Below are 13968 nucleotides of genomic sequence, written 5' to 3' on the forward strand. Positions count from 1 at the left end.
TCAGGCAAGCGTAGTAGCAGGAGTGGGCGGTCATGGAGCCGCCGCAAGCGCAACACCGGCAGGCCAGTCTAAGCCTTGATCAGCATAATTGCCATTTTTTTAGATTTATTGCGCTTTTTTTTATCGAAAGAAACAGATAAAGCAGAAATAATTGCACAGGAAACTATCCAGCGTATGACCCAGGATGAACTGAAGCAGGCTACTGCTCGCGCCGCCATCGACTATATCTCCCCGCGCCTGGAGGCCGATTCCATCGTCGGCGTTGGCACCGGCTCCACAGCCAATTTCTTTATCGACTACCTGGCAGAGATCAAAGGCCAATTTGACGGCACCGTCGCCAGCTCTGAAGCTTCCGCACAAAGACTTAAGGCCCACGGTATCCCAGTCTATGAACTGAATAGCGTGGATGGCATGCAGTTTTATGTGGATGGTGCCGATGAGACTAACCCCGCCCTGGAGCTGATCAAAGGTGGCGGTGCGGCCCTGACCCGCGAGAAAATTGTCGCCGCCTGTGCTGAGGAATTTGTTTGTATTGCCGATGACAGTAAGTGGGTAGAGACTTTGGGCGACTTTCCCCTGCCAGTGGAAGTCATTCCCATGGCCCGTTCGCTGGTAGCCCGCGAGCTGGTAAAGCTGGGGGGAGACCCGGTCTATCGCCAGGGTGTGATTACCGATAATGGCAATGCCATCTTGGATGTGTATAACTTGAAGATCGAGCAACCCAAGGACCTGGAAGACGCAATCAACAATATCACCGGCGTTGTCACTAACGGAATCTTTGCCAAGCGCCCAGCGGATGTACTGCTGCTCGGCACCAGCTCTGGAGTGAAAACCATCACCGCTGGATAATCTAGAGACATTATGGGAAACAAGAATAAGAAACTGCTGGCGGCACTGTTGGGTGCCGTGACACTGAGCGCGGGCTGTGCCACGAGCCCGCCGAGCAACCTCGATAATATCTGCTCTATTTTTCGTGAGAAGAAGAGCTGGTACCGGGAAGCCAAGGCTGCCGAGGAGAAATGGGGATCACCTGTGGCCGTTATGATGGCCATTCTGCACCAAGAGTCGCGCTTTGTGCATGATGCGCGCCCCCCTCGCACCAAGATCCTCGGCTTTATTCCCGGTCCTCGGCCCTCAGATGCCTATGGCTACGCCCAGGCACTCGGCAACACCTGGCGCGGATATCAACGTTCCAGCTTTAACTATGGCGCCGATCGAGATGATTTTGGCGACGCCATCGATTTTGTTGGCTGGTATAACAATACCAGCGCGCGCCGCTGCCAAATCCGCACTCGCGACGCTTACCATCTCTACCTGGCTTACCACGAGGGGCACGGCGGCTTTAATCGGCGTAGTTTTAAAAATAAAGCCTGGCTCAAGAAGGTTTCCCACAAGGTTTCGGCAAAAGCGCAGCGCTACCAGCAACAACTCAACAGCTGTGAGCAGTCTCTGCCAAAACGCAGGAAGTTCCTCGGCCTCTTTTAGCCCTGAGCCACCGCCGATAAAAATTGCTGCGGTGGCGGGGAATGGCGCCACAGCCGCTCTGAAACTGACTACCCTGAAACTAATGTCTCAGAGTTGATTGCCAACGCTTTCAATTACCGATGGATTCCGCAGCAACACCCAGGCATTTGAGCAGTGTGACTGGGTATTGCTCTGTAGAAGCAAAAGCGCCCCCCAACTTTCAGGAGTGCCCAATGAAATTCCCTTTTAAATATCTCGCTCTTTTCGCCTTGTTGCTCACAGTACCCTTTGCGACCGCCCAGACAGCAACTTCACAGGCCGAGGCCCCAAAAGTCTCCTTCAGTGAACCTCAGCTCAAGCAATTTGCTGATGCCTATCGCTCAATCGTGATGTTGAGCCGGGAGTATGCCCCCAAGCTCAAGGCCGCTGCAGATATCAAAGAGGCTGAAGCCCTCAACAAGGAGGCGCAGGGTAAGATGGTCGCAGCTATAGAAAAGGCAGGGTTATCAAAGAGTAAATATCAGGAAATTGCCAGCAGTATTAAATCTAATCCTGCCCTATTGGAAAAGGTCAATAAAATACTGCAACAGGGACATAACCAAAAACCGCATTAATTCCAACACAATATTTCACTGCACCGCCAATCTGCTCAATTAACAAATAATTGGATTTCGTCGCCGGCCACTGGTCGGCGCAACTTTTCAATTGTGCCTACGTGTTTGTGCTAATTCCGGTCAGCTGGTTTTCAGAATAAATAAGATGCTTTATTGGTGAGTATCCGCGAAGAAAAAGCTATTCGATGCTGACTCCCAGCACCCGACAGATCACCGATAAGTTGCTTTTTACCCAATTGCGGTCGAATGAACCCCAGTCGTGAAGCCGGTAATAGCCATCATTATGACGCACCCCCTCCTGAATAAACTCCACCTGTGTGCCGTGGCCTGGTAACCCCTTGGCAATAATGTCCTGAACCGTGCGTCGCGGCCACCCGGTTGCCTCTTCCAGGGCTGGATTGTTGGGGCGGGGAATCTGTTCAATCAGATAGGCGATCAACATACGCCGACAAATAGTCGGATTCAGCTGGCTTTCGACGGATGCTGACGGCATCGGGCCACTCCCTCATTGGCATGTTTAGGTTATTCTTATCTTATCTGACTTTTCAGTCTAATTTATAGCCACCCTACGAGACGCTTTATCCAAAAGCTGATCATTGGGTTTGTTGGACCATTTATACTCCCTACGCCTGGAGAAAAACATAGCCAAATACTGGAGGACTTGCTCCTTACGCAAAGAGCGAAGAAAAGTGATATTGCTACGACCACTTACACTCTATCTGATAAGTGGTGGCGATAAATCAATGAACATACGTCTAACTTCGTGGAAAAAGCTGCAATAGCTACAGTTTTCATTAGCGCTCCTTTACCGTGCAGCTCGCCAGAGTTGCCCTTTTCTTACACCCGCTGGGGATAAACCTGACTTTCACGCTCGCTTTGCGCATAATCTCTGCTTGCACGTAAAAATTACATCCAGCAAACAAGATCACGTTGAGGGCTGAGACAGTGGAAAGCGAGACTCCCAAACTCCGCGATGCGGACCCAGGTATCCTCGCCGCAGTAGTTCGCGCCCAGCTGGTGGGCGCCCAGGCAGCGGGGCTGGATTGCCAACAGTTGCTGCGGGACAGCGGGATAGATCCCGCCCATCTTGAAGATTCCGACAGCCGCATCGGCCGTGAGCAGATGGCCAGTCTACTGCGCCTTGAGTGGGATTTATTGAATGATGAGTCAGGCGGGTTTTTAGCCCGCCCCTGGCTACCGGGTACTTTTGCCATGATGGGCCACGCCTGCATCAGCTGCCCCAACCTGCGGCGAGCTCTATTGCGCTCAGCACGCTTTATCAGCATGGTCAGCGACGACCTGCATATCAAGCTGGTAGAGGATGGCGAAGAGGCCAGGCTGATCATTCATCACAGCAACGAAAAACAGTTGCCTAATCAGATTTTCGTAGAGTCCATTGCCGTTATCTGGCTGCGCTTTTTCAGTTGGCTGATCGATCGCACCATTTTGCTCGAACGGGTGTTATTGGCCTTCCCGCCACCGGATTACAATGAGGACTACTGCGATATGTTCCCGTGCCGGCATTACTTCAACCAGGCTGAAACCTGCCTGGTTTTTAATACTCGCTATTTACAAATGCCGCTGGTGCGGGATGAGCAGCAACTGGCAGACTTTTTATCCAGAGCACCGGAGTGCCTGCTCACCCAATATAAATCTGACCACAGCTTTACCGGTCGTATACGCCGTATGCTGCAACAACAGAACAGTATTGAAAATCTCTCCCTCGACGATGTGGCTGCACGCCTGTTCACCTCCCCGCAAACGCTGCGCCGGCGCCTAAAAGACGAGGGCAACAGCTGGCAGGACATCAAAGACTCTGTACGCCGCGATATGGCCGTGTACCAGCTAAAACAGCAGGAAACCGCAGTGGCAGAAATCGCCGAACGACTCGGCTTTTCTGAACCCAGTGCTTTCAATCGCGCATTTAAAAAATGGACCGGCCTCGCCCCCGGCGCCTACCGCGAGAAATTTCGCAGTTGATTGCCAGCATTAAATTTCCAACATTAATGGGCGTTTTTTATCGCTTCACAAAATAAATAGCCCCACAGAAATGTAGGGCTATTTGCTTGCCAAGATTGTGAAAATATCTATTCGGTATTAACCACTCGTACACTAATACGCTCATTGTTCATCGGCTGCGGTGTTGTTTGCCCTGTCTCACTTTCCTGCACAGGTTTAGCGGATCCCATACCGGTGGCCGTCATACGATTAGCCGCAATTCCCTTTTGCAGCAACAGCTCCCGCACAACATCCGCTCTCTCTTGCGAAATTTCCTGCTCTTTAATTTCATTGCCCTCCCCTTGTACATGCCCTTCAATAGCAACCGTAAGCTGTGGGTTTTCCTGCATAATTTGTGCAAGTGCATCAATATCAGCGGACTGGGGATCAAGAATTTTTGCCGTGCCCTTTTCAAACTTCACTCGCAGAATAAATTCCTGGTTCGGGTCCCGATCAAAGCTCTTCAAGTAATCCCGCAGGTTACTAGAGAATTTATCCGGGCCCAACTGAGCCTGGGCGCTATTTTCATTGGGAGGAGTATCGCCAGCAGGCTGTGAGGGCGCTTCCATAAAAGCCTGTTCCTGTGGAGTCTCAAAAGGCTGGCCTGCCGCTTCCTCCTGCCTACCCTTGTCCATGCACATATTTAAGGCATAGAGGGCAATTAGTACCACTAATAACGGAAAAAACCAGCTGCTAAAACTTACGGGCTTTTTCTTTTCCACATGGCCATGCAGGGCTTGTTCCCGAGGTTCCTGAGGCTTGGCATGGCCATGGGTAACCAGGGCGGCCCCCAGATTATCAAACCCTTTTACATCAAGAGCATCCAGGAGTGCATCAGGGACCTTGTTGCGTAAAAACTCTCTCTGACCAATTAAAAATGAAGCCAAGTCAGAGACGTCCATTTTGTTGGCTCTTACCTGAGCGCCTAGCAGGGCCATCACCAGTGGCAGCACCAACTTTAATAGGTGGCCACCTTCATTACCCGGCAGTTCTGTAGTGGCTACTTTGCTCACTTCTTCGACCCGGGTACCAAATACTTTTTGCAGCATGGCATCACCGACTGGCAGTGAGGCTTCCAACTTTGCCTTATCTGCAAACCGCTGCAAAACACTGGGGAGATCCGCAACTTCAGTGTCCGTAACCATATTGAACAAGTAAGCCATACCAGTTTTACTACTGGCTTTATTCAGCATGCCTGCAAGAACAAATGCAATTCCAGTATCCAGTGCTGACTGACCTTTCTCTGCCGGAAGGTTTAGTGCAGATGCCAGGGTACCGATACCCGAGGTGCCCAGTTGGCTCGCCGCCAGTTCCAGTAGATTCTCTGCCATAGTCGATCCTCACTGCCAGACAACCGCAAGCTAAAGCCAGTCTTTAAATGGTGTTGGTGATGAATCAACCCAGATAAAGGCTTTTTCCTGTGAGCCAAAACCCACAACTAAATTTTTCGGTGGGGCTATTGCGGCTTAAATACAATCTAATCGGCTGCTATTCGCTGGCCGAAAATAAAAAATAAAGCGCCTTATTTGAGTGTACGGCACACCACTCATCGAGTTAGTTTGATTTGGAATAAGTAAAGTAAAAAGATTCGCTGCATTAATTATCTGAGCTGACAACCACGTCACCCCCCCTGGCGTCTTTCATCATTGCGCCGAAACCCCACACAACTATGGTTGTACCCACAATCAAAAATAAAGAGGCCATAACCGTGCCCAGTGAAGCCTATATCTACGATGCAATCCGCACCCCGCGTGGCAAAGGAAAACCCAGCGGCGCGCTGCACGAAGTCAAACCCATCACCCTGCTCTCCAACCTGCTGCGCGAATTGCAACAGCGCAGCCAACTGGATACGGCCAGGGTCGATGATGTGGTAATGGGGTGCGTAACACCTGTCGGTGAGCAGGGCGCTGACATCGCCAAGGTCGCCACACTCGGTGCCGGTTGGGACTGGGATATTGGCGGCGTCACCTTAAACCGTTTTTGTGCCTCCGGTGCCGAAGCTGTTAATTTAGCCGCCGCCAAGGTCCGCTCTGGCTGGGAACAGCTTGTAGTGGCCGGTGGCGTTGAGTCTATGTCGCGGGTGCCCATGGGCAGTGACGGCGGTGCCTGGGCTATGGACCCACAAACCGCCATAGAAACAGGCTTCGCACCCCAGGGCATCGGAGCCGACCTAATTGCCACGCTGGGGGGCTTTTCCAGGGAAGATGTGGATAACTTTGCTCTGCACTCCCAGCGCAAGGCTGCAAGTGCCTGGCAACGTGGTGCCTTCAACAAATCCGTAATCCCCGTGCGGGACCAGAACGGCCTGTTACTTCTCGATCGCGATCAGTTGGTGCGCCCAGAAACCTCCATGGAGGGGCTTGCCAATCTCTCCCCATCTTTTACTACCATGGGCGACCTCTGCTTCGATAGCGTAGCGATTTCCCGCTACCCCCAGGTGGAAGCTATCGAACACGTACATACCGCAGGAAACTCCTCAGGCATTGTGGACGGCGCCGCCGCCATTCTTATCGGCAGTGAGCAGGCCGGAAAAGACCTGGGCCTGACACCCCGGGCACGTATCGTCTCCGCCGCAGTCGTCGGCACCGAGCCCACCATCATGCTGACTGGACCCGCTCCCTCCGCTCGTAAAGCCCTCAGGGCTGCGGGCCTAAGCGCCCATGACATAGACCTGTACGAAGTCAACGAAGCCTTCGCTGCAGTAGTGCTGCGCTTCCAACATGAATTGGATATCGACCCGCAGAAGATCAATGTAAACGGCGGCGCTATCGCTATGGGTCATCCTCTCGGCGCCACTGGTGCCATGTTAATTGGCACCGTGCTTGATGAATTAGAGCAACGTCAGTTGCGCTATGGCTTGGTCACCCTATGTGTAGGTGGCGGTATGGGCGTGGCAACTATTATCGAAAGGGTCTAGGGGGAAAATATGAAATCTATACGCTTGGAAAGAGACAGCGATAACATTGTTCACCTGATTATGGACAACCCCAATGCCTCCGCCAATGTAATGGATCGGGATTTTACAGACTCACTACAGGCCGCGGTGGAGGAGATAAAACAGTGGGACTATGCGGGGATTATTGTTCGCTCCACTAAAAAAACATTTTTCGCCGGCGGCGATCTCAAGTTCCTCTATGCCGCAAAGAAAAGTGAGGCTCAGGAGTTTTTTAACTCTTGTGAGGCCCTTAAGGCAAACTTGCGCTGGCTAGAAACTCAGGGCAAACCTGTTGTAGCGGCAATCAATGGTGCCGCTCTCGGCGGCGGCTGGGAAATTGCCCTCAGCTGCCATCATAGGATCGCCTTGGAAGAGAACTCAGTAAAAATAGGGCTACCGGAAGTCACCCTTGGGCTGCTGCCTGGTGGTGGAGGCTGTGTACGTATGCCCCGCTTGCTAGGTATTCAAAATGCACTGCCCTTCCTGCTGGAAGGTAAGCAGGTAAAAGCCAAGCAAGCATTGGCAAGTGGTTTAATCCATGAGACAACCCAAAATGCCGGAGAGCTGCTCAATAAGGCTCGGAACCATATCCTCAGCAACGGTGAACAACAGAGCCTACAGCCCTGGGACCAGCCCGGTTACCGTATGCCCGGCGGTGACGCCAAAAATCCTAAAAATGCCCAGCTGTTGATGATTGCCCCCGCCATGCTGGAAAAGAAAACCCACGGCTGTATGCCCGCTCCTGAAGCGATACTGGCGACGGTTATCGAGGGCGCCCAAGTGGATTTCGACACCGCCACGCGTATCGAATCGCGTTACTTTGTCGACCTCACTTGCGGTCAAGTAGCAAAAAATATGATCGGCACCTTCTGGTTTGCTCTTAACGCGCTGAAGGCCGGCACCTCTCTCCCACCAGCCGCACGCGAATCGAAAACCACAGCTATCAAAAAGATCGGCATACTTGGGGCCGGAATGATGGGTGCCGGCATTGCCTATGCCTGTGCCAGCAAGGGCATTGAGGTTGTGCTGAAAGACATTTCCACCGAGGCAGCCTTAAAAGGTAAAAACTATGCAGAAAAGGCACTGCAAAAACGTCTGGAGCGCGGCCGAACAGACGAGGCACACGTACAGACTATCCTGTCTCATATTCACCCAACAGATAATGCCGCCGACTTGAGCGGTTGTGAGTTGATCATTGAAGCAGTGTTCGAGGACCGAGAGTTAAAAGCCGAAGTTACCCGCGAGGCAGAAGCCCAACTGGATAGCAGTGCTGTCTTCGCCTCCAACACCTCCACACTACCAATTACCGGCCTGGCTCAGGCCTCTGCTCGGCCAGATAACTTTATCGGCCTGCATTTTTTCTCCCCGGCAGACAAAATGCCGCTGGTGGAAATCATCTGTGGTAAGCAAACCAGTGAAGAGACCTTGGCCCAGGCTTTCGCCTTCGTTTTACAAATCGGCAAGACGCCGATTGTTGTTAACGATAGCCGAGGCTTCTTCACCTCTCGGGTCTTTGGCTGCTTTACCAATGAGGGAATTGGCATGCTTGGCGAAGGGATAAATCCCGCCACGATTGAAAATGCAGCATCCCTGGCCGGATTCCCAGTAGGGCCTCTAGCTGTGAGTGATGAGGTCTCTCTCACCTTAATGGGAAAGATTCGCCAACAGACGATTAACGACCTGCAGAAGGAGGGTAAAAGTGTCCCCACACATCCTGCAGAATCTGTAATTGATCATATGCTGGAACTTGGCCGCGCCGGCAAGTTGGCGGGTGGCGGTTTTTACAGCTATCCAGAAGGGGGTAAGAAACACCTTTGGCAAGGCCTACAGCAGGAGTTTCCAGCGGCCAAACAACCCCCTGTTGAGGATATCAAGGAGCGCCTGTTATTTATCATGGCCATAGAGACACTGCGCTGCTACGAAGAAAAAGTGCTACGCAGCGTGCGAGAGGCCAATATCGGCTCAATTTTTGGTATTGGTTTTCCTCCCTGGACCGGCGGAGCCCTGCAATATATTAACCAATATGGCGTTGAAGCTTTTGTACAGCGCGCCCAAAAACTTGCCGAAATCTACGGGGACAGATTTTCTCCCCCGGAAACATTAATAGCACTCGCCGAGTCCAGAGAGGAGTTGAAGGATACCCATTAGTCACATAAAGACTACGAAGTCGCTGATGAGCTAGAAGACTCAGCAGAATTAACGGGGCTGCCACGGCCGGGCAGTCCCGCAATTGCACAAATGCGAAGAGTCTACAATTCCAGATAATAAAAACGAATGTTGGAGTTCAGAATGATACCGAGAACCGTTTACAACGAAGACCACGAGCATTTTCGCGATACCGTGCGAAAGTTCCTCGAAAACGAGGCCATCCCCTTTCACAGTCAGTGGGAGAAAGATGGGCAGGTCGATCGTGCTCTTTGGAATAAGGCCGGTGAAATGGGCTTTCTCTGCCCTCAAATCTCCGAATCCTACGGCGGCCTTGGACTGGACTACGGCTATAACTCTATTATCGATGAGGAAATCGCCCGTGCAGGTCTTTCTGGCATCGGCTGGGGGCTGCACTCCAATATTGCCGTGCCCTACATTATTAATTACGGCAGTGAAGAGCAAAAAAAGGAGTACTTACCTAAATGTATCAGCGGTGAAATTGTAACGGCCATCGCTATGACAGAGCCCGGCGCGGGTTCCGATCTGCAAGGAGTAAAAACAACCGCAATCAAGCGTGGCGATCACTATCTACTCAATGGTTCCAAGACATTTATAACCAATGGCCAGCACGCCGATCTGGTTATCGTTGTTGCAAAAACAGACCCCAGTGAAGGGGCTTCCGGAGTAAGCCTATTATTGGTTGATGCCAAATCGGAAGGATTCAAAAGAGGCAATAATCTGGAAAAAATTGGCATGAAGGCTCAGGATACCTCCGAGCTTTTCTTTGATGATGTCAGAGTACCCCAGGAGAATTTACTGGGAGCTGAAGGCCAAGGTTTTGTCTACCTAATGCAGGAATTACCACAGGAAAGACTCAGTGTAGCTATTTTTGCCATTGCCAATGCGGAAGCAGCATTAGGGTGGACTATTGACTATGTACGAGACCGCAAAGCCTTTGGAAAACCTATAGCCGCGTTTCAAAATACACAGTTCAAACTGGCGGAACTGGACAGTGAACTCTCTGCCCTCAGAGTCTTTGTGGATCGTTGCCTGGAACTCCATTACGAGAAAAAGCTTGATGTAGCCACTGCAGCAAAAGCCAAATTACTCGCTACCGACTTCCAATGTAAGATGCTGGATGAGTGCGTTCAGCTCCATGGTGGATTCGGCTATATGTGGGAGTATCCTATTGCCCGCTCCTGGGCTGACGCCAGGGTACAACGTATTTATGCAGGAACGAATGAAATCATGAAACTCATTATTTCCCGTGAAATTCTCCGTGACAACTAAGCGCAATAACCCGGCGGCCTACACTACCGCCGGGTTCAACCTGCCACTGTATTAATAAGAGAACAATTAATCGCCGATCCAATTTACGATTTCATCTACACCAATCTCTATTTGCCATCAACTAATAAATAAAACTCTTCCACAAAATTCGTTCATACTTGTCATATAAAAGATTAATTGCATGTTTAATTTCTGAAAATTTCTTTACGTAAACTTCCAAACAATAATATATAAAATAAGCAATGAATAAATCTATCACCTCCCTGCAAGGCCTACGTATACTCGATTTCACCACCCTGCTTCCAGGTCCATACGCCACTATGTTATTAGCGGACATGGGTGCGGAGGTTCTACGTATAGAATCGCCGAATCGTCCGGATATGCTTAGGGGGCTTCCTCCTATGATCGACAGTGAAGATCCCGTTTCCGCAGCTCATGCAACAATTAATCGCAACAAAAAATCTTTGGCTTTAGATTTAAAAAGCCATGAAGCAAAGAAAATTATTGAAAAACTACTTTCTGAATACGACATTGTCATTGAACAATTCCGCCCAGGAGTCATGGATAAGCTTGGTTTTGGCTATGAAGACCTCAGTGATATACGCACAGATATTATCTATTGTTCAATCACCGGATACGGACAAGATGGCCCTCTTAAAATGCGTGCTGGGCATGATATCAATTATCTTGCACTCTCAGGGCTCGCCAGCTATTCCGGTCGGCAGACCAGCGGACCCAGTCTGAGTGGTATGCAAGTTGCCGATATTGCCGGTGGATCCCACCATGCAGCCATGGCAATTCTTGCCGCCGTGTATCACCGCCAACAAACAGGCAGCGGCAGCTATATCGATATCAGTATGACCGACTGTGCCTATGCTTTGAATGCCATAAGCGGAGCCAGTGCTCTCGCAAATGGTGGAGATCCTAAGGTGGAAATGGAACTGCTTAACGGTGGAAGTTACTATGATTATTACCGTACAGCCGATGACCGCTATCTATCCGTTGGTAGCCTTGAACCTCAGTTTGCCGAAGCTTTCTTTCAAGGAATTGGGCATCCGGATTGGATGGTTCGGGTACTAGAGAGCGATCAGCAAGAGAGCTTGAAACAAGATATCTCCGAGGTTATACAACAACGTAAGCTGAGTGAATGGATTAATATTTTCTCTGATCTCGACGCCTGCGTTGAGCCTGTTCTCAACTTTAGTGAAGCAACAGAAAGTAAATTGTTCAAAGAGCGGCAAATGGTTGTAAACGCAAAGACCAAAAGTGACAGCCCTCTCCTACAGATCAACACGCCCTTCAAGTTTAATGGAAAGAAAAATATACAACACCAAGCAGGCTCCAAACTGGGTGCCGATAGCCGATCCCTACTGAGTTCACTAGGGTTTAACACTGAGGACATTGACCGACTAATTGCTCAAAAAATTATCGTTTAGACCAACTCAAAAAACTGCCAGAGGAATAACTTGATCCAGAATCGCCGCTGTGAAAGGTATTCACTGAAGAACCGCTAAGCCTACAATTCAAGTCGTATTTACATCCTTCGGAGATCTTGAGGTTTTGATCAATTGTAAATGGTAGCAGTCAACTTTAAGGACTCTTAGGGTTTATGCCCCCTATGCTATTTCTCACTTAAATAGCGTCAATCAATAGGCAAAATAAAGCAACTATAACAATCCTAAACAGTGAACACATACAGTACACTATAATCATAAAATAAATGACTTTGGCGTAAAAGCGTAACTTCAATCTGCGATGAACTACTAAACTTTAGAAGTTATGAGACCTGAAAAGCATACAAATAGCTTTACTCTTAACCAAATATAACCTTTTGACAAAAACTGTATTCCAAAAAGGCTTTCCTTTTGAAAACGCTACGATTAATACTCGGCGACCAGCTCAACCATAAGCACTCTTGGTATAAATCAAGCAGTTCAGATATTTTCTACCATATTGCCGAGATACGACAGGAGACAGATTACGCCATTCATCATATTCAAAAAGTGGTTGCCTTTTTTGAATCCATGCAAACGTTTGCCGAGTGGCTGAAATCACATGGTCATCAAGTCATTTACTATCAGATTGACTGCAAAGAAAATCGACAAAATCTTAAAGAAAATATTCGACAAATAGTTGCTCAGCTAGATATTCAGAGATTTGAATATCAACTACCTGATGAGTATCGCCTTGAAGAGCAACTAAATACAATAGTTCAAGAATTGCAGATAGAGTATAAGGCCTATGACACAGAACATTTTCTAACCACCAGAAACTACTTGAAGGATTTCTTTAAGGGAAAAAAAACTCTCTTAATGGAAAGCTTCTATCGCCATATGCGCAGGGAAAACAATATACTTGTCGATAAAAAGGGGGATCCTGAAGGAAACCAGTGGAATTTTGATAAAGGTAATAGAAAAAAATGGAGTGAAGACCCTCAAATTCCCCGACAATACCTATTTCGAAAGAATGTGGAAAAAACACTTAAACGTATCCAAGCCGCAAAAATAAAAACCATTGGTTCTATTAACGCCAAGCATTTTACCTGGCCAACAAGTAGAGAAGATAGCCTCAAAGTCCTTAACCATTTTTGTAAATATCTTTTACCACACTTCGGCGATTACCAGGATGCGATGGACCCCAACGAGGCCTACCTTTTTCATAGCCGCCTGAGTTTTTCTCTTAACTGCAAATTACTATCCCCCAGTGAAGTTATCAATCGCACTATTAATCATTGGAATTCCAACAAGAAGGAAATTCATATGAATCAAATAGAAGGGTTTGTCCGGCAAATTCTTGGCTGGCGGGAGTATATGCGCGGTATTTATTGGCAAGAGATGCCAAACTATACGAAGATCAACAAACTACAAAATCATAATTCGCTGCCCAATTTCTATTGGACAGCGCAAACGGATATGTACTGCCTTAAAAGCGCTATCAAAAACAGCCTTGAGCATGCCTATGCCCACCACATTCAGCGTTTAATGATAACTGGTAACTTTGCTCTTTTAACACAAACCGACCCAGACCAAGTAGATGCATGGTATTTAGGGATATATATCGATGCTATTCAGTGGGTAGAGTTACCGAACACTCGCGGTATGAGTCAATATGCCGATGGCGGACTGGTCGCAACAAAGCCTTATATAAGCAGTGGCTCATATATCAATAAAATGAGCAACTATTGTGATAACTGCCGATACAATGTAAAGAAGAGAGTTGGTGAAGATGCATGTCCCTTCAATAGTCTTTATTGGAATTTTCTCTTAGAAAAGCGCAAATATTTTAAGAAAAATCCAAGAATGTCTATGATGCTCAGCCTCTTAGATAAATTGAAAACGAAGGAAAAAAAAGATATCCAAGCTCAAGCCAATAGCTTCATAAATTCTTTAAGCTGCAATTAGAAAATCCTCTCTTCTGCTCCAGCCAAAAAGCTAAAATAAAATAACCTCGCAACCATCAACACTTCAGGCAGTACTTTCACTTATGAGATGGTTTTCAAAAACAACTAAACAATAAAGG

11 protein-coding genes are annotated in these 13968 nt (G+C 48.7%); 9 read left to right on the forward strand and 2 right to left on the reverse strand.

Features of this window, described 5'->3' with window-relative positions:
* The first annotated feature begins 174 nt into the window (after positions 1-174).
* The 3 genes from rpiA (at position 175) to ACJJIO_RS08025 (ending at position 2078) form a co-directional block, all read left to right on the forward strand.
* A complete protein-coding gene (rpiA, locus tag ACJJIO_RS08015) occupies positions 175-849 on the forward strand; it encodes a ribose-5-phosphate isomerase RpiA (RefSeq protein ID WP_252083597.1) in 675 nt (224 codons plus the stop codon).
* A 12-nt stretch (positions 850-861) separates the two neighbouring features.
* A complete protein-coding gene (locus tag ACJJIO_RS08020; RefSeq protein ID WP_252083598.1) occupies positions 862-1485 on the forward strand; it encodes a transglycosylase SLT domain-containing protein in 624 nt (207 codons plus the stop codon).
* A gap of 212 nt (positions 1486-1697) precedes the next feature.
* Positions 1698-2078 carry a DUF4168 domain-containing protein gene (locus ACJJIO_RS08025; protein ID WP_444910685.1) on the forward strand — a complete coding sequence of 127 codons (381 nt, stop codon included), beginning with the start codon at positions 1698-1700 and terminating at the stop codon, positions 2076-2078.
* Positions 2079-2256: 178 nt separating this feature from the next.
* Here ACJJIO_RS08025 and ACJJIO_RS08030 read toward each other — a convergent pair whose 3' ends face one another.
* On the reverse strand, positions 2257-2571 hold the full coding sequence (locus ACJJIO_RS08030; RefSeq protein WP_444883000.1) for a helix-turn-helix domain-containing protein: 315 nt from the start codon (positions 2569-2571) through the stop codon (positions 2257-2259).
* Between the two features lie 452 nt (positions 2572-3023).
* Between ACJJIO_RS08030 and ACJJIO_RS08035 the strand changes: the two genes are divergently transcribed.
* Positions 3024-4058, forward strand: a complete 1035-nt coding sequence (locus ACJJIO_RS08035; protein ID WP_444887405.1) for an AraC family transcriptional regulator — start codon at positions 3024-3026, stop codon at positions 4056-4058.
* Positions 4059-4165: 107 nt separating this feature from the next.
* On the opposite strand, the gene ACJJIO_RS08040 is transcribed toward ACJJIO_RS08035, so the two are convergent.
* A complete protein-coding gene (locus tag ACJJIO_RS08040) occupies positions 4166-5407 on the reverse strand; it encodes an OmpA family protein (RefSeq protein ID WP_252083602.1) in 1242 nt (413 codons plus the stop codon).
* A gap of 377 nt (positions 5408-5784) precedes the next feature.
* Between ACJJIO_RS08040 and ACJJIO_RS08045 the strand changes: the two genes are divergently transcribed.
* From ACJJIO_RS08045 to ACJJIO_RS08065, 5 genes are all read left to right on the forward strand, one after another.
* A complete protein-coding gene (locus tag ACJJIO_RS08045) occupies positions 5785-6993 on the forward strand; it encodes an acetyl-CoA C-acetyltransferase (protein ID WP_444910686.1) in 1209 nt (402 codons plus the stop codon).
* Between the two features lie 9 nt (positions 6994-7002).
* Complete coding sequence (locus ACJJIO_RS08050; protein ID WP_444910687.1) at positions 7003-9159, forward strand: 3-hydroxyacyl-CoA dehydrogenase NAD-binding domain-containing protein; 2157 nt, start codon at positions 7003-7005, stop codon at positions 9157-9159.
* Between the two features lie 141 nt (positions 9160-9300).
* Positions 9301-10449, forward strand: a complete 1149-nt coding sequence (locus ACJJIO_RS08055) for an acyl-CoA dehydrogenase family protein (protein ID WP_444883005.1) — start codon at positions 9301-9303, stop codon at positions 10447-10449.
* Between the two features lie 242 nt (positions 10450-10691).
* Positions 10692-11885, forward strand: a complete 1194-nt coding sequence (locus tag ACJJIO_RS08060; protein ID WP_444910688.1) for a CaiB/BaiF CoA transferase family protein — start codon at positions 10692-10694, stop codon at positions 11883-11885.
* 429 nt (positions 11886-12314) lie between these two features.
* Complete coding sequence (locus ACJJIO_RS08065) at positions 12315-13850, forward strand: cryptochrome/photolyase family protein (protein ID WP_444910689.1); 1536 nt, start codon at positions 12315-12317, stop codon at positions 13848-13850.
* Positions 13851-13968: the final 118 nt, after the last annotated feature.

The sequence above is a fragment of the Microbulbifer mixtoriginis (SeqCode) genome (genome assembly GCF_052467235.1).

What these genes read in the sequence shown, in the direction of transcription:
- ACJJIO_RS08050 (WP_444910687.1), top strand. Translation starts at nt 7,003, where the DNA reads ATGAAATCTATACGCTTGGAAAGAGACAGCGATAACATTGTTCACCTG.
- rpiA (WP_252083597.1), top strand. Translation starts at nt 175, where the DNA reads ATGACCCAGGATGAACTGAAGCAGGCTACTGCTCGCGCCGCCATCGAC.
- ACJJIO_RS08055 (WP_444883005.1), top strand. Translation starts at nt 9,301, where the DNA reads ATGATACCGAGAACCGTTTACAACGAAGACCACGAGCATTTTCGCGAT.
- ACJJIO_RS08040 (WP_252083602.1), bottom strand. Translation starts at nt 5,407, where the DNA reads ATGGCAGAGAATCTACTGGAACTGGCGGCGAGCCAACTGGGCACCTCG.
- ACJJIO_RS08025 (WP_444910685.1), top strand. Translation starts at nt 1,698, where the DNA reads ATGAAATTCCCTTTTAAATATCTCGCTCTTTTCGCCTTGTTGCTCACA.
- ACJJIO_RS08020 (WP_252083598.1), top strand. Translation starts at nt 862, where the DNA reads ATGGGAAACAAGAATAAGAAACTGCTGGCGGCACTGTTGGGTGCCGTG.
- ACJJIO_RS08060 (WP_444910688.1), top strand. Translation starts at nt 10,692, where the DNA reads ATGAATAAATCTATCACCTCCCTGCAAGGCCTACGTATACTCGATTTC.
- ACJJIO_RS08030 (WP_444883000.1), bottom strand. Translation starts at nt 2,571, where the DNA reads ATGCCGTCAGCATCCGTCGAAAGCCAGCTGAATCCGACTATTTGTCGG.